The 24,757-nt window shown below is 44.5% G+C and carries 20 protein-coding genes; 8 read left to right on the forward strand and 12 right to left on the reverse strand.

The annotated features are described in order from the left end of the window. Positions 1–5: 5 nt before the first annotated feature. The 9 genes from BCT34_RS17890 to BCT34_RS17930 form a co-directional block, all read right to left on the reverse strand. Positions 6–422: a hypothetical protein gene (locus tag BCT34_RS17890; RefSeq protein ID WP_050645109.1), complete on the reverse strand. Its 417-nt coding sequence runs from the start codon at positions 420–422 to the stop codon at positions 6–8. Beyond that, a complete protein-coding gene (locus BCT34_RS17895; RefSeq protein ID WP_076651057.1) occupies positions 406–1,479 on the reverse strand; it encodes a formate dehydrogenase subunit gamma in 1,074 nt (357 codons plus the stop codon). Before BCT34_RS17895 ends, BCT34_RS17890 begins: the two co-directional genes overlap by 17 nt. 13 nt (positions 1,480–1,492) lie before the next feature. Further along, positions 1,493–2,101: a formate dehydrogenase FDH3 subunit beta gene (gene fdh3B, locus BCT34_RS17900; RefSeq protein ID WP_061017924.1), complete on the reverse strand. Its 609-nt coding sequence runs from the start codon at positions 2,099–2,101 to the stop codon at positions 1,493–1,495. An 11-nt stretch (positions 2,102–2,112) separates the two neighbouring features. Continuing rightward, positions 2,113–4,968, reverse strand: a complete 2,856-nt coding sequence (locus tag BCT34_RS17905) for a formate dehydrogenase subunit alpha (RefSeq protein WP_076651056.1) — start codon at positions 4,966–4,968, stop codon at positions 2,113–2,115. A 10-nt stretch (positions 4,969–4,978) separates the two neighbouring features. Next, positions 4,979–5,179, reverse strand: coding sequence for a twin-arginine translocation signal domain-containing protein (locus tag BCT34_RS17910; protein ID WP_008217926.1), 201 nt, complete (start codon positions 5,177–5,179; stop codon positions 4,979–4,981). A gap of 78 nt (positions 5,180–5,257) precedes the next feature. Further along, complete coding sequence (locus BCT34_RS17915) at positions 5,258–5,896, reverse strand: molecular chaperone TorD family protein (RefSeq protein ID WP_076651055.1); 639 nt, start codon at positions 5,894–5,896, stop codon at positions 5,258–5,260. Positions 5,897–5,905: 9 nt separating this feature from the next. Beyond that, the gene (locus tag BCT34_RS17920; protein WP_076651054.1) at positions 5,906–7,567 is read right to left on the reverse strand and encodes a 4Fe-4S dicluster domain-containing protein; all 1,662 of its coding nucleotides are present in this window, start codon (positions 7,565–7,567) and stop codon (positions 5,906–5,908) included. Positions 7,568–7,866: 299 nt separating this feature from the next. Next, entirely contained in the window at positions 7,867–8,565 is a 699-nt protein-coding gene (locus BCT34_RS17925) for a DUF3306 domain-containing protein (protein WP_076651053.1), read from the reverse strand. After that, positions 8,555–9,019: a DUF3305 domain-containing protein gene (locus tag BCT34_RS17930; RefSeq protein ID WP_076651052.1), complete on the reverse strand. Its 465-nt coding sequence runs from the start codon at positions 9,017–9,019 to the stop codon at positions 8,555–8,557. The genes BCT34_RS17925 and BCT34_RS17930 overlap by 11 nt, the downstream gene beginning before the upstream one ends. A 426-nt stretch (positions 9,020–9,445) precedes the next feature. Here BCT34_RS17930 and fdhD point away from each other — a divergent pair, with 426 nt between their 5' ends. Continuing rightward, entirely contained in the window at positions 9,446–10,291 is an 846-nt protein-coding gene (fdhD, locus tag BCT34_RS17935) for a formate dehydrogenase accessory sulfurtransferase FdhD (RefSeq protein WP_102300562.1), read from the forward strand. Between the two features lie 159 nt (positions 10,292–10,450). On the opposite strand, the gene BCT34_RS17940 is transcribed toward fdhD, so the two are convergent. Continuing rightward, positions 10,451–12,034 (reverse strand): ABC-F family ATPase, encoded by a 1,584-nt coding sequence (locus BCT34_RS17940; RefSeq protein WP_076651606.1) that lies wholly within the window; start codon positions 12,032–12,034, stop codon positions 10,451–10,453. A 452-nt stretch (positions 12,035–12,486) separates the two neighbouring features. Between BCT34_RS17940 and BCT34_RS17945 the strand changes: the two genes are divergently transcribed. Together BCT34_RS17945 and BCT34_RS17950 are read left to right on the forward strand one after the other, a co-directional pair. Continuing rightward, complete coding sequence (locus tag BCT34_RS17945; RefSeq protein WP_076651607.1) at positions 12,487–14,832, forward strand: AAA family ATPase; 2,346 nt, start codon at positions 12,487–12,489, stop codon at positions 14,830–14,832. Between the two features lies 1 nt (position 14,833). Further along, positions 14,834–15,721, forward strand: a complete 888-nt coding sequence (locus BCT34_RS17950; protein WP_076651608.1) for a mechanosensitive ion channel domain-containing protein — start codon at positions 14,834–14,836, stop codon at positions 15,719–15,721. Positions 15,722–15,835: 114 nt separating this feature from the next. Here the strand turns inward: BCT34_RS17950 and BCT34_RS17955 are convergent, their stop codons facing one another. Both BCT34_RS17955 and BCT34_RS17960 read right to left on the reverse strand, forming a co-directional pair. Further along, entirely contained in the window at positions 15,836–17,863 is a 2,028-nt protein-coding gene (locus tag BCT34_RS17955) for a cache domain-containing protein (RefSeq protein ID WP_076651609.1), read from the reverse strand. Then, positions 17,853–19,316, reverse strand: a complete 1,464-nt coding sequence (locus BCT34_RS17960; protein WP_076651610.1) for a sigma-54 dependent transcriptional regulator — start codon at positions 19,314–19,316, stop codon at positions 17,853–17,855. Before BCT34_RS17960 ends, BCT34_RS17955 begins: the two co-directional genes overlap by 11 nt. A gap of 303 nt (positions 19,317–19,619) precedes the next feature. Between BCT34_RS17960 and BCT34_RS17965 the strand changes: the two genes are divergently transcribed. From BCT34_RS17965 to BCT34_RS17985, 5 genes are all read left to right on the forward strand, one after another. Then, complete coding sequence (locus BCT34_RS17965) at positions 19,620–20,426, forward strand: substrate-binding domain-containing protein (protein WP_076651611.1); 807 nt, start codon at positions 19,620–19,622, stop codon at positions 20,424–20,426. Positions 20,427–20,678: 252 nt separating this feature from the next. Further along, positions 20,679–21,377, forward strand: a complete 699-nt coding sequence (locus BCT34_RS17970) for an ABC transporter permease (RefSeq protein WP_076651612.1) — start codon at positions 20,679–20,681, stop codon at positions 21,375–21,377. Between the two features lie 10 nt (positions 21,378–21,387). Further along, complete coding sequence (locus tag BCT34_RS17975) at positions 21,388–22,107, forward strand: energy-coupling factor ABC transporter ATP-binding protein (protein ID WP_076651613.1); 720 nt, start codon at positions 21,388–21,390, stop codon at positions 22,105–22,107. Then, entirely contained in the window at positions 22,085–22,669 is a 585-nt protein-coding gene (gene mobA / locus BCT34_RS17980; RefSeq protein WP_004733776.1) for a molybdenum cofactor guanylyltransferase MobA, read from the forward strand. The genes BCT34_RS17975 and mobA overlap by 23 nt, the downstream gene beginning before the upstream one ends. Further along, positions 22,669–24,486: a bifunctional molybdopterin-guanine dinucleotide biosynthesis adaptor protein MobB/molybdopterin molybdotransferase MoeA gene (locus BCT34_RS17985; protein WP_076651614.1), complete on the forward strand. Its 1,818-nt coding sequence runs from the start codon at positions 22,669–22,671 to the stop codon at positions 24,484–24,486. Before mobA ends, BCT34_RS17985 begins: the two co-directional genes overlap by 1 nt. Positions 24,487–24,757: the final 271 nt, after the last annotated feature.

Raw genomic sequence — 24,757 nt, forward strand, 5'->3', positions numbered from 1 at the left:
AACGCTTAAAGGTTTGGACCTGTTGTCGGGTTTTGCGGTAGGTTTTGACTTAAACGCTGCATGCCTTGATACATACGAATAAACCAAACCACAATCGCCACACCACCAAATAACATGCCTATATATGGAATGTAGTAAGCGATGTCATCGATAATATGGTTTTGATACCAGTAATCGTTCACGCCGATTAACACGCCGTTAGAGGTCGCTACCGTGACGATAAGCACAACAAAGAACGTCAGGTTCAAGAAGAACGAGCGAATCAAGCCGTAGTAATGGGTATCCACTACTTCGCCGTCTTCGCCTTTATCTAAACGATAGCCCGCGTAGATAATGGCAATCACACCAGAGAGAAGACAAGTAAATGGTGTAAAGCAGCTTAGGATGTAAGCAACCCAAATACCCTTATGAGGTTTGTTCATTCTTATTCACCCCTTCCGTTTTCTCTGTTGCTACGTTAGCGCTTCGTTCAACGCCGTTTTTCTCTTGTTCCATCACTTCTTTGTACCAAAGGTCATGGTGTTCTTTAGCCCAGGTTTCATCGACTTCGCCTGTTACCATACCTTCTAGTGCGCCTTCCATACCGAACAAGCCAATATAAATGTGGAACACAAAACCACAGATAAGGATCAAAGCAGCAAGCATGTGAACTAAATTCGAAAGCTCCATATCACGTCGTGTTTGGCCAAAGATTGGGAAATCTAACACCAAGCCACTGATCGCAGCGACACTGCCCATAACGATAAGCAGCCAAAATAGCGCTTTTTCACCCGCGTTCGAAAACTCTGCAGATGGATGAGAACCTTTGTGTTTCCCTACCATACCACCCAGTTTCATGAACCACTGGATATCGACCATCTTGAAGATTGACTTGCGCCACCACTTGATAAGAACAGCCATCAACAGCACATAGAAAATCGGGCCGATGTAGTTGTGGTATTGCTTTGCCAATAGAACGATAAAGCCCCAAAGGTCAGTTGGAATGTACGGCTTTAAAAAGTGCTTGCCGTAAACCAACATCAAACCACTGAACGCGAGCGTTAAGAAAGTAAACGCCATGCTCCAGTGCAACGCACGATCCAGTCGAGACCAACGTTTGATCTTCCGGCCTGTTCTTGGTGCACTTAACATCAATGGGCCAATCACAACATACATCAGTGTTACGAAAGCAATACTGCCAAAGATAGCGACGGCACCGGCTGGTGACATCCACTTCTCTTTCAATATGTACCACGTTTGACCTGGAGTACTGATGAGAACGCCATGCTCAGGAGACTGAGATGTGGTGTAACCTGATTGTCCATCTCTAACTTGTCGCCAGTAATCCGCACCAGCAAGTTGAACCACTTCTCTTTCAGCTGAGCTTGCTTGAGTTTGTGATGAATTCGTCTCAGATGCATGACTCATAGGAGAAAGCATTGTTAGTGCTGCCAACATTGGCAGCACAACAAGGAAGAGACGCTTAAACATTGTAAGCATATGTCTCTCCTACTTAGCTCTTAGTTGCGTCGTAAGACAGGTCATTGCCGTTTGTCCAACCTGCGCCTTTCGCACCACGTTCAACAACACGTTGACGGAAAACATCAGAAACCTTCTCGGCGTCACCCGCTAGCAGTGCTTTGGTTGAACACAAAGAAGCACACATTGGTAGTTTGCCTTCGGCAATACGGTTCGCACCGTACTTTTGACGCTCTTCAACAGAACCAGGTTCTGTTTCAGGACCGCCAGCACAGAAGGTACATTTGTCCATCTTACCGCGCTCACCAAACGCTTCCTGTTTAGGGAATTGAGGTGCACCAAACGGACAAGCAAACAAGCAGTAACCACAACCGATACATAGATCTTTATTGTGAAGTACAATGCCGTCTTCTGTATGTTCAAAACAGTCTGCGGGACAAACTGCCATACAAGGCGCATCTGTACAGTGCATACACGCTACTGAGATAGAGTTTTCACCAGGTTCGCCATCGTTCAATGTCACAACGCGACGACGCTGAATACCCCATTCCAGAGCATCATCGTTTTCATTCTTACATGCAGTGACACAACCGTTACATTCGATACAACGCTTGGTGTCACAAAGAAATTTCATTCTAGCCATTTTAAGACTCCTTACGCTTTACGAATATTACAAAGGGTTACTTTCGTTTCCTGCATCAACGTGACAGGGTCGTAACCGTATGTGGTTGCTGTGTTAGCAGCTTCACCAATAACGTAAGGATCAGTGCCTTCTGGGTATTTAGAACGCAAATCTTCGCCTTGGAACTTACCACCGAAGTGGAATGGGATGAATGCCAGACCCGGTTTCACACGACGTGTAACCATCGCTTTTACCTTAATTCGGCCCTTCTCTGCACCCTCAACCCAAACATCGTCACCGTCTTTAAAGCCGATGTCGTTTGCATCTTTCGGGTTCACTTCAACAAACATCTCTTGCTGTAGTTCTGCTAGCCAAGGGTTAGAACGGGTTTCTTCACCACCACCTTCGTACTCAACCAAACGACCAGAGGTCAGGATAATCGGGTATTCGCCAGATTTGTCTTGCTCTTGAATCGACTTGTAAAGCGTAGGTACACGGAAGATAGCTTCTTTGTCGTCCCACGTTGGGTAATCAGCAACTAGGTCGCGACGTGGCGTGTAAAGCGGCTCACGGTGCAGTGGTACACGGTCTGGGAATGTCCAAACAATCGCACGCGCTTTTGCATTACCAAACGGGATACAACCGTGCTTGATAGCCACGCGTTGAATACCGCCAGAAACGTCAGTCTTCCAGTTTTTACCTTCAGCAGAGGCTTTCTCTTCTGCTGTTAGGTCATCCCACCACCCCAGTTGTTTCAGTAGCTTGTCACTGAACTCCGGGTAACCGTCTTTGATTTCGCTGCCTTTCGAGTAGCTGTCTTCAGCCAATAGGCTTTGACCTTCAAACTCCACACCGAAACGAGTACGGAAGTTACCGCCACCTTGTGCAACAGGCTTCGACGTATCGTAAAGGATATGTGTACCTGGGTGTTTCATTTCTGGTGTACCCCAACATGGCCAAGGAAGACCGTAAGTCTCACCATTTGCAGGCCCGCCTTCTGCTTCCAGAGACGTTTTGTGGAATGTGTGCCAGTTCTGTTGATGCTCTTTCAAACGCTCAGGGCTTTGACCTGTGTAACCGATTGTCCACATACCTTTGTTGAATTCACGTGTGATGTCTTCAATCAATGGTTGGTTGTTCTCAACACGGATGTTTTTGAACAGTTGATCAGAGAAACCAAGCTTCTTAGTAAGAAGGTACATAATTTCGTGGTCAGGCTTAGATTCGAACAGAGGTTCAACAACCTTGTCACGCCACTGTAGAGAACGGTTTGACGCCGTTACACTACCATAGGTTTCAAATTGAGTGGTTGCTGGAAGCAAGTAAACACCGTCGGTGCGATCGTTCATTACTGCCGCGACTGTTGGGTATGGGTCAACAATAACCATCATATCCAGCTTCTGCATCGCCTTCTTCATCTCTGGACCACGAGTCTGAGAGTTCACTGCGTGACCCCAGTAGAACATGGCACGGATGTTCTCGCGTTGACGAATCTTGTCTTTGTCTTCAAGTACGCCATCTACCCAACGAGATACAGGAATACCTGCACTGTTCATTGGTTTTTGACCACCGTATGCGTTGTCGTCGAAGCGTCCTTTCACCCAGTCAAAGTCGATGTCCCAAACTTTTGACCAGTGACGCCAAGAACCTTCAGACAAGCCGTAGTAGCCTGGAAGTGTGTCAGAAAGTACGCCAAGGTCAGTTGCGCCCTGTACGTTATCGTGACCACGGAAGATGTTTGCACCGCCGCCTGATTTACCAATGTTACCTAGCGCAAGCTCAAGTACACAGTAAGCACGTGTGTTGTTGTTACCAGTCGTGTGTTGAGTACCACCCATACACCAAACGATACAACCCGGACGGTTTTCAGAAAGCAGTTTCGCTGTGTGGTATACGTCTTGTTCACTAACACCAGTTACGCGTTCAACTTCTGCTGGGTTCCATTTCGCAACTTCTTCACGGATCTCATCCATGCCGAATACACGTTGGCGGATGAATTCTTTGTCTTCCCATTTATTAGCAAAGACATGCCATAACACACCCCAGATAAACGCGACGTCAGAACCTGGACGAAGAGAAACGTAGTGATCAGATTTCGCAGCAGTACGCGTACGACGAGGATCCGCAACAACGATCTTACAGTTGTTCTTCTCTTTCGCGATTAAGATGTGTTGCATCGCAACTGGGTGAGCTTCTGCTGGGTTTGAGCCAATGAACAGCATCGACTTACAGTTGTGCATGTCATTAAACGAGTTTGTCATCGCACCGTAGCCCCAAGTGTTTGCAACACCGGCTACTGTGGTTGAGTGACAAATACGCGCTTGGTGGTCAACGTTGTTCGTGCCCCAAAGCGACGCCATCTTACGGAATGCGTAAGCTTGCTCGTTACTGTGTTTTGCACTACCTAGGAAGTAAACCGAATCAGGGCCAGACTCTTTACGCAGTTCTAGCGCTTTGTTACCGATCTCTTCAATCGCTTGTTCCCAAGATAGCTTCTTCCACTTACCGCCTTCCAATTTCATTGGGTACTTAAGACGACGTTCACCGTGGCCGTGCTCACGCAGAGCTGCACCTTTCGCACAGTGTCCACCAGCGTTGAATGGGTGGTCGAATGCAGGCTCTTGACCTGTCCAAACACCGTTTTGAACTTCAGCGTAGATACCACAACCCACAGAACAGTGAGAACAGATAGTACGTTTCACTTCTGTTTTCGCTTCTGGATCGACTGATTTAGCTTGCGCCTTTTTCATCATGCCTGGAGCGAATAGACTTGCGCCTACTACTGCGCCACCAGCAGCCAATGAAGTGTTTCTCATGAAGGCACGTCGAGACACGCCTAACTGATTGGTTTCTTTGCTCACACTATCGGAGCGTTTGACAAGTTTCATCCGTTATCTCCTAAAGTGTGTCGTAGTAATCGCGAATATGTTGCGTTTCACGATACCCAGTCTTCTTCACGTCTTCTTTCGAAATTTCAACAGTTTCTGAAGCGGTTGCCACTTTAGTTGTACCAGCGACAACGGCACCAGCAACGGCTGCAGTCGTCAAGCCTTTGAGTAAGTCCCTACGGCTTGTATTTATATCTTTATTATCTTTCATCATTGCTTCCTTACCTTACGGTAGATCTTTTTTTGGAGGCTTAATGCCCCTCTATCGATATAATCGCGTACTGCTCGATTACTCGTAATCAGTGACGTTTTTCACATCAATCTTTAATTTGTGCTTACTGCTTTTTGTATTCACGCTAAAACGTACTTGTTCTAACGTTAAGAATGCTTCACATAGCTGAGCGGCCGATTTGTAGAAGTTCGCGCTTTCGGCCCCTTCAAGCTGACTAGTGAAAGAGTTGAACCAAGGGCCAAGATGCTTATTGAATACCGCTTGTTGCAGTGCTTCTTCCTCAGCAGTTAGCATGGCCATCACTTCACACAATGCAGCGATATGATCTTCTGGTTCTTTCACTTTATCGTCACGCTCAATGCCTAAAAGCTCTAAGTCACGACGAATCTCTGCCAATGGTTTTTCCATCATCGCGCCAGTGCGATGCCAAGAACCAAATGGAACGACCTCTCCGCGACCAATGCCGATGAACAAATCTTGATATTCGTCTTCAAGAGCTTCACGGTTTGATTCTGTTGCCGCTTGTTGAATCGCAATCCAAGCTTTTTGCATCGCGCTTTCAGACGCTTCAATGTCTAGTGTTTTTAGAAAGTCGATCACCTCTTCAGAAGGTGCGCTACGAAACAGTGCAGATAGAACCAAATAAATCTCAGTTCTTAGTGTCTGTTCTTGTGCCTGATCCAAATTCGTTTCCAAGGCTAACTCCTAGTATTTCAATTGTTTCAATGGGTCTTGAGCCATTGAATCGAACATATCCACTACACGACAGTCTTCACACATAGCAATACGATTAATCGCTGCTTCATCTGAGAAATGAGAGTGACCACGTAACTTGTTCTGTAACATATCAATCATGGATTGAGGTGCGAATGGCTTATGACAACGAATACATTCCGCTGCTTTCTCTTCATGAATCACAACTGCTTTCTGACGTTCTTCTTTCACCCAGTTCATGCGAGGCGTAAGAGTCAGAACATTTTCAGGACACGCTTTTTCACACAGGCCACATTGAATACAGTCTTGTTCTACAAACTTAAGTGATGGAGAAGCACCGTCGGTATGAAGTGCGCGTGTCGGACAAACCGCCACACAACTCATACACAAAGTACAACCTTTGCTTTCACACGAAACCGTGCCATATGGCGCGTTTGAAGGAAGCTCTACAATGTTCTCAACTGGAATACGAGATGAAGACATTGCATCAAGTGCTGTGAATAGACGTTGGCGCTTGTTGCCTTGAAGATCGCCAAGTACAAGATCGAATGAATCTACGCATAATGTTGGAGGACCTTCACGTAGAGACTCTAAGTACAAAATATCGATGGTTTCTTTTGGAATACCGATTTGGTCTAGTAGCTCTTGAGCGATCCCTACTTCGTTATTCAGAACTCGAATGATGGTTTCTGGCATAAAACGAGATGCTGCAAACAGAACCTGAGTTGCACCATTTACTAAAGCTGCAAACCAAGTATCAATACCAATAGATGGAAGTTCTTCAACAACGATTGGAATGACGTTATCTGGTAGCGCTTTAAGAGCCATCACATTGTAGGTTTCATGACGTGAGCTACAGATAAGCACGATAGGATCAAGACCGCCCGCTTGCTCGTAATTCGCTAGCGTACGTTCTATGAATTTTTGAGTATCGTCAGGATTAGGCAACGCGTAAGAGATTGCTTCTGTCGGACAGCTCGTTGCACAAGTACCAACGCCTTGACATAGGTAAGGGTTGATCTCAATCTTATGGCCGGTTTTATCTGAGCCTTCACTTGACAGTGCGCCAGCAGGACAAGCATCAACACAACGCTCACAACCTTTTACGCCACGAGAACTGTGCGCACAAAGGTCAGTGTCTAGACGGAAGAACTTAGGTTTATCGAACGTGCCCATTAGCGTTGGAATCTCTTCCAGTGCTTCAGCCAGTTTTGGATAGCCACGGCCTACTGGGTAATAACCAGGTACAGGCACTTCTTCTGTCATGCAGCTATTCAGACATAGGTCTAGAACAACATCGAAACAATCGTGATTAATCGCGACTTTCGCTAGGTTACTTGATGTGCCTTTATTTTCGATCACAACTTCAAACGTGCCAAGGAAACCCGATACTTGAACCGAATTCGCAAAGTACAGTTCTGGGTTTGTGCCCTTTTCGCCGTCTGTCGACAATAAGGTTAGGCTCGTCAATTGAGGTAATTGCGCCGCAGCACTTTCAATGATCGCAGTTGGACCAATAACAAGAGTATTACCGCCGCTTTCGTAGCTAACAGTAGGTGGAATCAGATTTGTTAACTCAACTGTATTTTCAAATGCATACAGTCTTGCTTTAGCGTTATTTGAAGTTGCTTGTTCTAATAATTGTTTAAGCATTGCTCAGTTCCATCTTTGGACATGGATAATCTGTTCAACTTTCATTGTAGTAAGCGATAGAGAACTTGCTGAGTAATCCGTTAACAACTAACCCTTTAGCTAGTGTGCCGTTCGTCAGACCGTGAACTCGTCTATCTACAAAAAAATTGATAATGAACGTTATTTAGCAAATGCCATGCCAGTTTAATAAGGCTTATATATCAGTAATTTAATACTTTATAGCGTTTATTGTGCGTATAAAAAAACCGCTTGGGACATTTTGTCGCAAGCGGCTCATTGAGTGTTTAGTCAAAATGTACCTATTTTTTGTGTGGTATATTTTGTCCCATCTCTTTCAGGTCAGCTTCGTCTGACTCTGTAGCGCTAACATCTAACACTGTGCTTTTATACAGTTCTTTTTCTTCTTCTGTTATTTCGGCACTTTGTGAAGCTTTAAGTTCATTATCAGACATCTCAAGATCGCTTTCAGAATTCCCTAGAACTTCACTTTCATCTTGATTATCAATGGTTTGTTCTTCTTCTGGAGCAGTTTCTTCTTCCGTTTTATCTTTAACCCAATCACGCAAGGTTTCCGCAACCCCTTCAGAAAGAGACTTCAAATTACTGTAATCGTCGTCGTAATCATCTAAACCATCACGAACGTTAAACTCTTCCGAGAGAAATAATTTGCGTAGTGCAGCTTTTTTTACGCTTTCTGAGGCCTCTGACACCAATAATTGAGCAACAGACAGGTCTTCAGTCGTTCCTGATGCTATCTCCTGAGAGTCAATAGCTTGAGATTCGACAGCATCAGTTTCTTGATTACTTTTAGAAGACTCATTTTCTAAAGTCTCAGGATCTAATGACTCCGATCCTTCTACGTCTATAGTTGAAGCTGCAGTCGAAGCCTTTGTGGACGTAAGCTCTGTTTCCTCAAGTGTTAGCTCTGCTTTTGATGGTTCATCAGTCGATTCATCAAGCTTTCGTTGAGACCAACGGCTAAAAAAGTTAGTTGCCATTCGAACGACCTGCACCTTTACGTTTCTTACGTCTTGTCTCTAACAATTCGCCATGACGACCAATGAACGCTTCCATCCAAGCTTGTACAGGTAATGGAATATCGTATGAAAGTACTTGGTTGTCACCGTCCATGTATTGTCCTGCAACGGTTTGTGATGCCGTAAGTAACTGAATAACTGGCTTTACATCAGAATCGACATTATCCATTACTAAGAAAAGCTTAGGTTGCTGAGAGCTTAGGTTGAATCGATAGTCTGTGCGTTCGTCTTTATGTAACTGCAGCAAACAAACGTCTTGCGTATCGTCTTCTGGTGATAATTCAAACCCGGTCAATTCCCACTGCGTTGTTACCCAGATACCTGTTTTGATCTCTTTCTCTATTCTTTGGACACCGATTGGCCAAGCTGCTTCTGTTTTTTCATATTGTTCTTTGAATTCTTTTATCTCAGACATACTTCACCCAATTGATTTTCTTTGCTCTGAATGCACTTAGGACATTTTGTACTGTGCGCAATCATATACACCCTACAAAGCAATAAACACGCCAATACAGGTTAACTTCACGTGCGTACCTATCGCGTTCGTTATTAACTTGTCACTATAACGTTAGTCGATACCGGTTATTTCAGACAACTTCCCCCGGTGAACTCTCATATTTTGCGCTATTTTAATCTAATGCTTCATGTTTAAACGAATCCCCGTTATTTTGGAATAAGATTTGCTTTAGCTATTCGCAACACTATCGTGTGTTCTAGAGCGGTAATCGAAATTAAGGCTTTAGCGACACCAACAAGCTAGCGCATTGATGAATTAGAGCTTTATTGCTCTTGTTGACTTCTTATCTCATAAAATCGCTATCTCATTAACTAGGAAATGACTGTGGTAAAACCAAACATAATAAAAACCAGTGAGAACCCACTTCAGACAATCGAAGTTGAAGTGTTTGATGAATATGGCGAAAAGCTAACGAAACAAATCGCGTGTGAGCGCCCTCTTACCGTGATGTTGAACTGGAAAGAGATCGTAACGTTAATGACATTGGGTTCTCGTCCTGAGTCATTGGTATTAGGTTATTTGAAGAACCAAAGCTTCCTGTCTGATCCAGAAGCCATTGAATCTATCATTATCGATTGGGAAACCAGCTCTGCAGCGGTTATCACCAAAGAAGACACGAGCCAACTTGAGCAAGCGCTTAAGAAGAAGACAGTCACCTCTGGCTGTGGTCAAGGCACCATGTATGGCAACGTGATGAAGCAGTTGGAAGATTACCAAGTGCCTCAAACTAAGATTAAGCAATCTGAAATCTACACTGCGCTTGAAGCGCTGACTCATTATAACGATACCTACAAGAAAGCCGGTGCAGTGCACGGTTGCGCAGTTTGTAAAGACGACAAGGTTCTATCGTTTGTTGAAGATGTTGGCCGACACAATGCCGTTGATACATTGGCTGGTGAGATGTGGCTTAACAAAGAGTCAGGTGAAGACAAGATCTTCTACACCACAGGCCGTTTAACGTCTGAGATGGTGATTAAGGTTGCACAGATGGGCATCCCTGTTCTGTTATCACGTTCTGGCGTAACGCAAATGGGCTTGGACTTGGCTCAGAAGTTCGGCATCACCACGATTGCACGCGCAAAAGGTTTACGCTTCCAAGTGTTCACAGGTGCAGACAAGATTGATTTTGATGTAAAAGGTGAACAATCAGCAGCCGGACAAAAAGCGTGAGTTCGATTTGGTGATTCGCTAACTGCTTTTAATGTGTAATCCTGATGTAAAGAGTTAGCGGCTCACAACATATAGATACAAAAACGCCGTCATACTAAAAGTACGACGGCGTTTTATTAATTCAAGCATATGTAGTTAAAACTACGGCTCGTTTAATGCTTAGCCACGAGCTTTTAAGAACTCAGCGTAAGTACCGCGGAAATCGTTGATCTTGCCATCTTTGATTTCAAGGATACGAGTTGCTAAAGAGTCTACGAATACGCGGTCGTGAGATACGAAGAACAATGTGCCTTTGTAGTTCTCAAGAGCCAAGTTAAGCGCTTCGATAGATTCCATATCCATGTGGTTAGTTGGTTCATCCATAAGTAGGATGTTTGGTTTATGCATCATGATCTTACCAAGAAGCATACGACCTTGCTCACCACCAGAGATAACTTTTACAGATTTTTTGATGTCGTCTTGGCCAAACAGCATACGACCTAGGAAACCACGAACAACTTGCTCGTCTTCACCTTCTTGACGCCATTGGCTCATCCAATCAAATAGGTTCATGTCTGTTTCGAAATCGTGTGCATGATCTTGAGCGTAATAACCGATGTTTGAGTTTTCAGACCACTTGTACTCACCTGTGCGAGGTTCTAGAACACCCGCTAGTGTGTTAAGTAGTGTTGTTTTACCCACACCGTTCTCACCGATGATAGCAACACGCTCACCCACTTCGAAGATACCGTCGAACTTGTTGTATAGGTCTTCTTCAAAACCTTGAGACAGGTTTTCAACCACAAGTGCGTTACGGAATAGCTCTTTAGACTGTTCGAAACGGATGAATGGGTTTTGACGGCTAGATGCTTTAACTTCGTCTAGTTGGATCTTATCGATTTGCTTAGCACGAGACGTTGCTTGCTTCGCTTTAGATGCGTTAGCAGAGAAACGAGATACGAACGTTTGAAGCTCAGCAATTTGTGCTTTCTTCTTAGCATTGTCAGACAGTAGACGCTCACGAGCTTGAGTCGCTGCCGTCATGTATTCATCGTAGTTACCTGGGAATAGACGAAGTTCGCCGTAATCAAGGTCAGCCATGTGTGTACAAACAGAGTTTAGGAAGTGACGGTCGTGCGAAATGATGATCATTGTGCAGTTACGTTGGTTTAGCGTATCTTCCAACCACTTGATGGTGTCCATGTCCAGGTTGTTCGTTGGTTCGTCAAGAAGCATGATATGCGGGTCTGCAAACAGTACTTGAGACAATAGAACACGCAGTTTCCAACCCGGTGCTACTTCGCTCATTAGACCGAAGTGCATAGATTCTTCAATACCTACCGCAAGAAGAAGCTCACCCGCTTTCGCTTCTGCCATGTAGCCGTCCATTTCAGCGAACTGAACTTCAAGGTCAGCCACTTTCATGCCGTCTTCTTCGCTCATTTCTGGCAAAGAGTAAATACGGTCACGCTCTTGCTTAATAGCCCAAAGCTCTTTGTGACCCATGATAACTGTGTCGATTACCGTGAATTCTTCGTAAGCAAATTGGTCTTGGTTTAGCTTAGCAACGCGCTCGTTTGGATCGTAGCTTACGTTACCAGAAGTAGGCTCTAGTTCACCAGATAGGATCTTCATGAACGTCGATTTACCACAGCCATTCGCGCCGATTAAACCGTAGCGGTTGCCTTCGCCGAACTTAACTGAAATATTTTCGAAAAGTGGCTTAGCGCCGAATTGTTGGGTGATATTTGCTGTGGAGATCAATGCCGTTACCTTTTTAATGTGAAAAACGCCGCAACGTTACTTGTTCAGGGCTTTAACTGCAAGTATTGATTGCAATTACTGGCCATTAAGTGAGTGATAACCTAACCAAATCATAGTTTGAGCTGACTCACATTTTTGATTTTCTGTTTATTGCTTAAAAGCCGTTGATTTTCAGGGAAAACAAAATATCGAACAACACTCTATAATCGCGGGTATATAACGTCCCAAATCATGCCAACCATTGAATATATCGTATGCTGCTTGGTCATAGTAAAAACCAACCCGATCAAAGCAACAACAGACGTAGGCAAGACTAGCCTAATCCCTGACAATTTCATGACAAAATTGGTCAAAACAGGAACAAAGTACTCGCCCCCGATACGGGGTTGGATTTCACAAAGTAAGATTATCTAACTATAGTAATCCTAACCTCATAATTCTAAGAGACTTTTATGCGTTCACTATCGCGCTTCTTAATCCTCACTTTGGCTATTCTCTCTTGGCCTAGTCATGCCAACTTGGAATATGACTTACAATCTCAGCCGCAGGTGTCTGATACAGCTGTTGACCTCGATGATCGAATTGATTCATTACCTGACCCTCTCTTTATGGAGCCGTCGGACAGACGCCAAGTCAATATCTTGCTCGCTGAAGTTCTGCGAGTTCAAAAGCAGGAAATCAAAACCTTCGAACAACAGCTGAAAGCTTACAGAGATGACAACGATGCGGAACAATGGTTTGCTGTCCAAACTAGCTATGTCACCCTGAATAGCTTGAATGTAAGCAAGCAACAGCTGTTAGAGCAGACAAACTCGGCTAATAAAGAGCGTCTAACGGGCTTTGGCCCATACGGCGTAACTCAATTTAAGCAAGAGTGGGAGTTAACTAAGCTCAATATTGAGTATCTTGTTTACTTCCAAATCCGTAGCTTTAAAGCACTTGTTAAAGACATCTTCATTTCCCCGGTGCCTGTGATTGGCGCATCGTTAAAAGTGCTCTTTATCTACTTTGGCTTAGTGTGGTGGCTTGCCAACAGCACTCGCTTGATCGAGTTGTTCAGAATTAACTTTCTTGAAGCGAAAACGAACCCTACTTTCTTGGTGCGTGTGATTTGGTATATCAGCCGCGCCGATCGCGCAATCGCTTGGTTAATCGCGATTACGCTTTCATTAAGAGTGCTTTCCAGCATCCCTAGCCTACAACACTTGATTTTCCTCGAGATCTTCACCTGGTGGATTTTAGGTGGTTCGATTGCTATTAGCTTTATTCTTGAATTTGCGTATCGCTTGGGTCGCACATCGAATCAAGAAGTGATTGCGCTGCGCCTATCGACGATTCGCCGTTATGTATGGAGTTTCATTGTTGCAGGCGTGACTCTGCAAATATCAAGCATTACGCTAGGTAAAGGCACCATTTATAGCTGGATCTACAGCGCCCTGTTTTTCTGGTTTGTACTGGTCACCATTTCGGTACTCAGATTATGGCGTGCGAAAGTGTTCGATACGCTGCAACACATTTCTGATCGTCCGGTGTGGGTGAACTGGGCAGTAAACCGCAAGGAAACCTTCCTACTCAATATTCTTGCAACAGCGATTGGCATCGTTTGGCTGAGCGTGTACAACTTCCAGCACCGCATCATGGCGCTGCTATCGAATTACACGCTGTTTAGTCAAGCTTTGGCTTATCTATTTAGAATCGAAGTGGCTAAGCAGTCTGACCTTGATAAAAACCAACAAAACTTGGTTCGAATCAAAGGCGATCAAACCTATGAATACATTCTGCCGGGGAACATCGACAGCACGTTGGTTGATTATGCAGGTGACGAAATTAAGCAATTGTCTCGCTACTTGATGTCGGACAGCCCTGCTATCTGCATTGTTTCTGGTGAGCGTGGTGTGGGCGCAACAACGCTGCTTTATACCTTGCTACACAAAGTCTCAAACGCTGAGCCTGTTTATGTGAGCTGCCCTTACGCGGGTTATCAAGAGCTGTTAGCACATCTAGCTGTGAGTATCGGTTTAGAAGAAGAAGCCACTGAGATTCAGATCTTGGCACACCTTCGTAAAAGCAAAACCACGTACTTGATTGCGATCGACAATGCACAACGATTGGTTAAGCCAATGGTTGGCGGCCTTTCTGACCTGATTCGATTAACCAACTTGCTGCGTCGTTCTAAAAAGAACCACCGCATCGTAATTTCAATTGCTAAATCGAGCTGGCGATTTGTCGATCGAGCCCGTGGTGAGCGTTTGCTGTTTGACTTGGTATGTTTCCTACCACGTTGGACAGAGAAACAAGTCGGTGAGCTTCTCAACAGCCGTATCAATACCGACCTTGAAAAGCCGTTGTCGTTTGACGGTTTGGTGGTGCCTAAACAATGGGACCAAGATGACATGAGCGAGGAAGATCGTGCACGCCAAGGCTTCTATCGAATCTTGTGGCACTACTCTGATGGTAACCCTACTGTTGCCCTGCGTTTCTTCCGTCTCTCATTAAATCGAAACAAAGAGACCGATCAAGCAGTGGTGCGCTTGTTCCATGTTCCTGAAGCGCAAGAACTGGAAAACATGCCGAAACCTATGTTGGCTGTACTTCGCTCTATTGTGCAGTTGGAAATCGCGTCTCCGGAAGTATTGTCTGATTGTACGCAGCTAAGTACAGCAGAAATAACGGGGATTCTGCGTTACTTTGAAAGCCGTGGTTATATTGGTTGGCATGAAGAAAAGGCTCGAATTTCAGAGCACTGGTTCCGCCACATTACTAACGTTCTCGACCGTCAACATCTATTGGTGAAGTAAAATGAAGAAGTTATTTATCCTATTGTTTGTTGGCTTGGCAAGCCTTGTCAGTTTCCCGACCTTTGCGACGGAAGAGTTAGCCAATGTAGAAAACATCTCAAAGATAGCAAGCCTTGTACGATGGAGCGGCGTGTTCTTCTCTATGATCGTTATTGCTGCGATGTGGTTATTGCTTAAGTTCATCAACTCGATGGTGACCAGTTTTGGTAGTCAATTCGTGCAATATCGAATGCTGCTGCAAAAACTGCAGTCGTTCACTCAGTTCTTCATCTACGTGAGCACTGGCCTTATCGTGTTCATGATGAGCTTTAGAATTAACGACCAAATACTGGCTTTGATTGGTGGTACCCTTGCCGTGTCGGTGGGCTTTGCTTTAAAAGACTTAGCTGCATCATTCATCGCAGGTATCACGGTGATGATTGACAGACCTTTTCAAGTTGGTGACCGCGTCACGTTCGAAGGTAACTACGGCGATATTATTACCATCGGTTTACGTTCAGTGCGAATGAGAACCTTGAACGATGACATCATTACCATTCCGAACAACAAGTTCCTAAATGAAGTGACGACCAGTGGTAACTACGGCGCGTTAGACATGCAGGTGGTGATTCCATTTTATGTCGGTATGAATGAAGACATCACACTGGCCCGCGACCTGATTCAAGAGGCAGCGTCTTCAAGCCGTTACATCCATTTACCTAAGCCGGTTACAGTTCTGGTTAAACAGACGATTACTGACAACTACTTAGCGATACAACTAACCTGTAAGGCTTATGTTGTGGATACGGCGTATGAGAAGCTGTTTGAGACCGACATAACCTTGCGTGTGATGAAAGAGTTTAAAAAGCACAACATCAACCCACCGAAGATTTCAGTGGCTGCGCATTAAACTTGGCTTCTCGCTGTCTCAAAGTAACTCGCTATAAATAGAAAAACACCTCCGAACTTATCTAAATCGGAGGTGTTTTTATAAGCGTGGTGCTCTAAATTATTGAATAATGGATTAGAGGTTTGACACCAACAGTTGAGGTGTCGCTTTCTGTTGAAGGTAGATACTAAAGCAACTTCCCTTTCCTACCTCTGATTCAACTCGGATCTCACCGCCAATTTGGCTCAAGATACTTTGAGATACTGACAATCCCAAACCAGTACCGTCACGTTTGGTGGTATAGAAAGGCGAGAATATACGACTTAGTTGCTCTTCCTTGATACCGCATCCTTCATCTTGAACATGAACGATAGCACCATGAGAAATACCGTTTTCGATCCAATCTTCACTCGAGATGGTTAACGTGCCTTGCCCGTCCATTGCATGAATCGCGTTCATTTGTAGGTTAACCAGAATCTGCAGTAATTGGTTTCGGTTCACTTCGACTGAGGTTTTAGCGTTCAGCTGTGATACGTACACTATGCCTTTCTTCTTCGCTCCTGTTTTTACGAGTGTGATGCTTTCATCGACAATTGGGTTGATATGCTGCCATGTAATTTCGTCTTGTACGCCACCGTGACGGCTGTATTGAAGCAGGCTTCGCGTAATATTTCGAATTCGGTCAATCTGTTCCATGATCGCGTGGACTTCTTCATCTACACGGCTCACTTCATCGCCTAGTTCAAACTTCATCAACTCTACGTTGCCAAGAATCACTGCGGTTGGGTTATTGATCTCATGAGCAATGCCTGCCGTTAATTCACCTAACGCGGCGAGTTTTTCATTGACCACCAGCTTATCTCTGGCTTGATTGAGCAGCTTAATGTGTAGCTCGAGTTCTTCAGTTTTCTCTTTTAAACTCGCAGTACGAGAGTGAACCTTACACTCAAGCTCAGAAGCCGCTTGTTGAATTTCTTGATTGCGCTCGTGAAGCAAATCCAACATCTTGTCGAACTGTTTAGCGAGTAGCGTAAGTTCGTGTTGATCATCCAAACCTAGCGTACCAATTCGCTTGTCTTGCCCCATCTGGACTAGCTTGACGACTTTATGGATGCGTTCAATTGGGTTGAAAAGATCACGTGCGCCACGGTGAACGATCAAACCTGATACCAACAATAGCAACACAATGGTAATACTGATTTCACCAAGGTTGGTTAAATACGTTTCTACCAGCGGCCAAATCAAATAACCGGTGTAAAGCATACCAATGACATTATCAAACTGATCATGAATTGGCTGATAAGCTGTGATGTACCAAGCATCGTAAACATACGCTCGATCTAACCACTCTTTACCTTCAATCAATACTTTAGAGTTCACTTCATGAGAAACCCGCGTACCAATGGCGCGCCCAACACTGTCTTCACTGCTTAAGGGCACGTTGGTGCTGACACGAAGATCATCAAGGAACACTGTGACTGTGCCGACATGACGATTAAAGCCTTCTCTTTGCGGATAAATAAGGTTGCTGATTTGGTCGACAAGTTGAGTGCTGTTGTTCAGTAAGATCCCACCATCCAGAAAACCAATCACATGATCGTGTTCATCTTTTATGGATACAACGGTTCGGCTGACCAGTCCGCGTGTCTCGACTTCTTGCCCATTGAGCATCGGAACTTCTGCTTTCTTAGCAAGGTCACTATCGAGATAGTTGAGTTCGTCACGGCTTAAGACACTGAAAAACGAAGATTTATGAGTTAAATTTAGAAACTCGAGTTTCTTGGGCATATTCTCAACACTACGCCAACGTAGAAAGTCGAGCTCATAACGAGATTTGTTCTCTGACACCCAACGGATGAGCTCGTCTTGGGAAACCTCACTCGCAAGCTTCATTTTAAAATTGTAAGACTCAGCAAACGCGCGAACGTTGTATGCTTGCTGATTTTGAATCAGGTGAATACTGTTATCGGCAACATCCAAGCGCTCATCGACATCAATCAGTGCGCCCTGCCATGTGTAATGAACAGACCAATACAGTGTGATAGCCACAAGTGCACACAAAGTAAGAATGATCGGAGCGGATGTAAGAAATAGTAAGCGGTAGCGAACCATGGTTTTGAACCGGAACGTCCACTTTGACCACCAATGACGTCTAATCGGCATAATCAGAACCTTCTGTATTCCAGTCTTTGTACTTACGTTCTAACGTTTTACGTGCGACGCCAAGATCTCTCGCAGCAGCCGATTTATTGCCATCATGAAATTTAACAAGCTGTTCTATATGAGATTTCTCAACTTCTTTTAGCGTCCAAGTGTTTGGATAACCCTCGGCGACGTCTGCATTATTCAAGTTTGGCATTTCCGCACCATGTGACACCGTCACTGAAATGTTGGCCGGTACAGGATCTCCGTTAATCTCGCGCCAATAGTGTGCTGGTGGCTTGTCTAAAAGAATACATCGTTCAACCAAGTTTTTAAGCTCACGAATATTCCCCGGCCACTCGTATTCATTCATCGCCAAGATATCTTCATGTGCCCAATTTGGAACGGGCATACCAAGCTCGCTCGACAAAAGACGCGTGAAGTATGGAACAAGCTCTATCAAATCCGATGGTCGCTCTCTTAGTGGAACAACATCAATCTTTAGTACATTAAGTCGGTAGAATAAATCTCGGCGGAAGTGCCCTTTATCAACCTCTTCTTGAAGGTTTCGGTTGGTCGCCGCCACCACACGTACGTCAACAGCAATCTCCTTCTCGCTACCGACCGGACGAATCGTTCTTTGCTCTAACACGCGTAACAAGGCTGCTTGCATTGGCAGTGGCATTTCACCGATCTCATCAAGGAACAGCGTGCCACCACTTGCGACTCTAAACAGACCTTCGCGGTTTTTCTTCGCACCCGTAAATGCGCCAGAGGTATGTCCAAACAATTCACTTTCTAAAAGTTCAGGGGCAATGGCACCACAGTTGATAGGTACAAATGGACCAGTGCGTTTACTCGCTTCATGTACACCACGAGCTACCAACTCTTTGCCCGTACCTGACTCACCTTCAATAAGAACGGACGCTCGAGACGGTGCAAATTGACTGATCAGCAATTTAAGTTGTTTGGTCTTGTCTGAATTACCGATCAATTCAGTCTTGATATGACGGCTAACATCACGCTTCAACGCGTACTGCATTCTTTGGTCAAGGCGCTTGTCCATACAACGAAGAACCGCTTGTATCATTTGCTCTAAGTTGAAAGGCTTAAGAATAAAATCTGAAGCACCAAGCTTAAGCGCGGATATGGCCATTTCTAGATCGGCATAGCCCGTCATGAAGATCACATCGGCGCGTTTGTCGTTGTCGTTAAAAGCCTCTTCCCACTCAATGCCAGAACGGCCAGGCAGGTTGATATCAAGCACAATCAGATCAAAATGCTCACTCGAACGGAGCGTTTCAGCTTCTTCAACTGACCCTGCGCTCGACACCTTGCCGAAGAACTTACCTAGTGCTTTCTTTAAGATAGCCTGCATACCTAATTCATCATCGACAACCAAAACGGAAAACGCTTGATATTGAGTCAATGTGTTCGGATTGAGATTAGATGCAGATGAACTAGATAAAGACATAATGATTAGCCGGTGAGGAAAGTTGGGACAGAGTGTACCAATTAACCTTTTGTCCAACAGGGACAATGTGCGACATTTTGTCCTAGCTCATGTTTTGATTCATTTTAACGGGGTAATTGACACAGTTTTGTCCGAAATAACAGCAATTTAATGAGATCTGATGCATTATTTATTGGCATCAAGATTGCTTATAAGGTGTAGATTTCTAATTACAACAATTAGCGTCTTGTGCACATGACCTTCTTTGAGCCCTTTAAAACTGAAGGCATGTCATTCATTTATAACAGAATGGACATAATAATAATGAAAGCAATTCCCTTAACTATTGCAGCTCTATCTATCGTCAGTTACACCGCTAGCAGCGCGGAAGACACCACTCATATCAAGTTGGCGACAACCACAAGTACTTATCACTCTGGTCTACTGGACTACTTATTGCCTGAGTTCGAAAAGGATTCTGGTATCAAAGTTGATGTTTTAGCCGCTGGTACGGGTAAGTCACTTCGCATGGGCGAAAACGGTGACGTTGATTTGGTGATGACTCACGCACCAAAAGCGGAAGCGAATTTCGTAGAAAAAGGCTACGGTGTTTTACCTCGTAAACTGATGTACAACGACTTTGTTATCGTTGGTCCACAAAGCGACCCTGCGAAAATTGAATCTCAAAAAGCTGTAGCCGATGTGTTTAAAGCGATCGCGACCAATAACGTGACGTTTGTATCTCGTGGTGACGACTCTGGTACTCATAAGAAAGAGATGGGCATTTGGGCACAAACTAAAATCGAACCGAACTTTGGTGGTTATCGCAGTGTTGGTCAAGGCATGGGCCCTACTCTGAACATGGCGTCTGAGATGCAAGGCTACACCATGACAGACCGTGGTACTTGGTTGGCTTATCAAAATAAACTGGACCTAAAAATCCTTTTCCAAGGTGACAAGAACCTATTTAACCCTTACCAAGTAATTCTTGTTAACCCAGAACGCTACCCGAGCATCAATTACCAAGCTGCGAAGGAATTCAGTGATTGGTTGGTTAACCCTAAAGGTCAGAAACTGATTAACGACTTTAAACTGCACGGTAAACAGCTGTTTGTTGCAAGCGCAGAATAGTTTGTTGTAATTAAAGAGTCGGCTTCTGTCGTTAAAAGTAGCGCTTAAGGTTCAACCCGAATCAATTAGCGCTACCGTTACTCAGCAGTAAACGAAACATCTAAGCTGTTTCCTTTTAAAACCGTCTTGCTTTAAAACGTTCACACTTAAAAACAATAGCTGACCATTACAGGCTCAAACTCTTTGTGTCAGCTATGATTAACATCAGTCATTACCGATAAAAACCTATTATCGATTTACACGAGATACTTCATGACCCTATGGCAAACAACGATTGATGCAATGAACCTACTGGTGAGTTTTGACCACGAATTGTGGCAAATCGTCGCGGTATCTTTCAGCGTATCTTTGTCCGCCATCTCATTAGTGATTGTTCCTGCAATCCTTATGGCTTTTTTATTGGCTTATACTGAGTTCCCCGGGAAATGGGCTCTGCTTTCGGTGATCAACACCCTTCAAGCGATTCCTACTGTGGTTATTGGTTTGTTGATGTACATGATGCTTTCTCGCTCTGGTCCGTTAGGTGATTGGCAATTGCTGTTCACCCAAAAGGCGATGATTTTAGGCCAGATGCTGATCTGTTTCCCTATCCTCGTGGCGATGATGCACGGTGCTTTACAAGCCAGTGATCGTCGTGCAGTAGAAACAGCACGCACACTTGGAGTATCAACAACACGCGTGGCTTGTACATTGATTTGGGAAACGCGCTTCCCTCTTTTAGCTGCCGCTATCGCAGCCTTCTCTCGAATCGTGACAGAGGTAGGTTGTTCAATGATGGTTGGTGGCAACATTATGGGTATGACAAGAAACATTCCAACAGCCATCGCCATGGAAAGCCACAAAGGTGCATTCGCTCAAGGTGTTGCCCTCGGTATGGTGTTATTAGCATTGGCATTAGCCCTTAACTTTTTCCTTTCCAGTGTGAGAGGAAAAGGCTATTTAAGAACTTAGGAACGCTGTCATGAGTATAAAAATAACAACGCAGCAAATTTCAATGCGCTACAAAGAGCGTGTTTTGTTCCACATTCCCGAATTGTCGATCGGTCCAAACGATGCCATTTATCTCAAGGGAGACAATGGTGTTGGTAAAACGACCCTACTTAAAATCTTGTCTGGATTAATTCAGCCGAGCTCTGGGCGTATTCAGTCGCCAACCCAGAGCTGGCAGCAAAAACTGTTTCCTCGACTCAAGTTCAAAGACATTATCTACCTGCATCAAACCCCCTATCTTTTTGATGGCTCGGTGTACCAAAATGTCGCTTATGGCATTCGCTTTAACAAAGAGAGCCAAAAAGATAAGCGAGCTCAAATAATTAATGCATTGAGAATGGTAGGTTTAGAAACCTTGGCAGATGAGCACATCTCTGTGCTATCTGGTGGTGAGCGTCAACGCGTAGCGATGGCACGAGCTTGGATTCTTAAGCCTTCAATCTTGCTTATGGATGAACCAAGTGCTTCTTTAGACAAAGAATCTATTGAAAGATTGGTGATTATGGCCGAAGATCTTCTTCAGAGAGGCGCGAGTTTGGTCATCACCAGTCACCAGACTAACGCGTTAACCGATTTATGTAAGAAGCAGTGGTGGATCAAAGACAACACTTTGACTGAATCACCGCTTCTTCAAGTTATTAAAAAGAACAAAGCACAAGAGAATATTTATGTTGCTTCCAACGCAAACTAGTTGGGTTATTTTGGCTGGCGGACAGGCCAGCCGTATGGGCGGAAAAGATAAAGGGCTCGTTGAGCTCAACGGTTCTCCGCTTATTCAATACGTTATAAACAAGCTGTCACAACAAGATGTCAGCATCACTATCAATGCCAATCGTAACTTAGACAGTTACCAAGCATTTGCTCCGGTTGTTTCCGATTCTTTCCCTGACTATCCAGGCCCGCTGGGTGGCATTCATGCTGGCCTTAAAAACGCGAGCACAGACTGGGTTGGCTTTGTCCCTTGCGACAGCCCACAAATCAGTGATGACCTTGTTGAACGTTTTTGTTCTGCAGTCAAAGAAGACAGCGACATTCTTGTCGCGCATGATGGCGAATTCAAGCAACCTGTATTCACCCTCTTCCACAAACGTGTTCTGCCAAAGTTAGAAGCGTTTTTGGAACGTGGTGACCGTAAAATCATCTTGCTATACAAAGAGTGTGTCACGGAATATGTCGATTTTAGCGACTCACCTAACTGCTTTGTAAACCTCAACACGCCAGAAGAACTCACCCAATTCGGAACGCTTCAATAATGAAAGATTCAAAACAACGCCCTAACCTTCCTTTATTGGGCTTTGCTGCTTATAGCGGTACAGGCAAAACGACCGTACTTGAAGCCCTGCTTCCTTTATTGACTGACGCGGGTTTAAAAGTTGGCGTGTTAAAACATGCTCACCACGATTTTGATGTTGATAAGCCGGGTAAAGACAGCTATCGCTTGCGTAAAGCGGGCGCGAACCAAATGTTGATCGCATCTCGTAACCGTCATGTCATGATGACAGAAACACCAGAAGCCGAAGCTGACTTTGATTACCTACTTACTCGTTTTAATACCAACACGCTTGACCTGATTTTGGTTGAAGGCTGTAAGAACATCGCTTTCCCTAAAATCGAGCTTCACCGTGATGAAGTAGGCAAACCTTGGTTGTACCCAAACGACAACAACATTATCGCTATTGCAGCAGACAGCCAAGTTGAATCAGACTTGCCACAAATGACGATCAGCGACTTAGAAGCGATTCGTGATTTCATTATCGATTATGCTCAGTCGTTCGACTCTACTTCGAAAACAAATAAAGTCGCTTCGTGTGCATCTTCAAAAGACAACACGCCAGTTGTGTGTTGTGATTCTTTCTCTCCTGCAGGCTTAACGGTTACTCAAGGCCAACAAAAGATTGTTGATAGCATTGACGCGCTCGATCTAGCAGAGAGTGTTGAATTAGTGCAAGCCTACGGTCGAGTATTGGCTGAAGATGTAATTTCACCAATCAACGTTCCTCAGAACACGAACTCGGCAATGGATGGCTACGCAATTCGTAGTGAAGATTTAGATCTTGATAGCTACAACATCGTTGCTGAAGTTATGGCGGGTCATAGCTATGAGCAAACTGTTCAACAAGGTGAAGCGGTTAAGATCATGACGGGTGCACCAATGCCTCAAGGCGTTGACGTAGTCGTAATGCGTGAACAAGCCGTTCAAGATGGCGACAAAGTTAGCTTCCCTGATGCTAAAATCTCGGTTGGACAAAATGTCCGTATGGCCGGTGAAGATTTAGAAATCGGCCAACCTGTCTTTACTCGTGGCACACGCATTGAGGCACCAGAAATGGGCATGATGGCGTCGTTAGGTTTTGGTACCTGCCCTGTTCTACGTAAAGTAAAAGTAGGTGTGTTCTCGACGGGTGATGAAGTTCAAGCTCCGGGTTGCGAGCAAAAACCAAACTCTATCTACGACTCAAACCGTTTTACTATTATCGGTATGCTTCAAAAGCTTGGCTGTGACATCATTGATTACGGCATCATTGAAGATGATGAGCAAAAAATGATGGATGTCCTGCACGCTGCTTCTTTAGAAACGGATATGGTTCTTACTTCTGGTGGTGTGTCTGTTGGTGATGCCGATTACATTAAGCTTGCGTTAGATAAGCTGGGTGAAATCAACTTCTGGCGTATCAATATGCGCCCAGGTCGGCCATTGGCTTACGGTAAAATTGAAAACAAACCTTTCTTTGGTTTGCCGGGTAACCCAGTTGCGGTGATGGTGTCGTTCATTAACTTTGTAGAACCTGCAATTCGTAAGCTACAAGGTCAAACTAACTGGACACCAGTGAAAGCAAACGCGGTTGCAACAGAGCAATTACGTTCTCGCCAAGGTCGCACTGAGTTCAGCCGTGGTGTGTTCTCAATGAACGAATCTGGTGTGCTTGAAGTGAAGACGACGGGTAAACAAGGTTCAGGTATTCTACGCTCAATGAGCGAAGCAAACTGCTTAATTGAAATCTCGCCAGCGGTTGATACCGTAAAAGTTGGCGAGACGGTAACGATCATTCCACTTCAAGGTCGTGTTTAATTGAAGTTTCAATGACCTAAATTGACTTAGCAGCTTTTTAATTGACTAGAAGCTGTTTGCCAAAACATAGATGAAGCCCCTTCTATCGAGCTTTCGATGTTACGGGGCTTTCTTTTCGTTTGGTACAGGACAACCTGTTCGTTCCTTAAAAGACAGAAAGCTTAAATAGCGATAAGCCTAAAGAACGATAATCTTAAGATTTCTTACCATTACCTTGAGCCACGTACGGTTTTTATGTAGAGTGCGCGCAAAGTAATAATTCTATTGGAGA

It is taken from the genome of Vibrio sp. 10N.261.45.E2 (assembly GCF_002875705.1).
Taxonomy (GTDB): Bacteria; Pseudomonadota; Gammaproteobacteria; order Enterobacterales; family Vibrionaceae; genus Vibrio.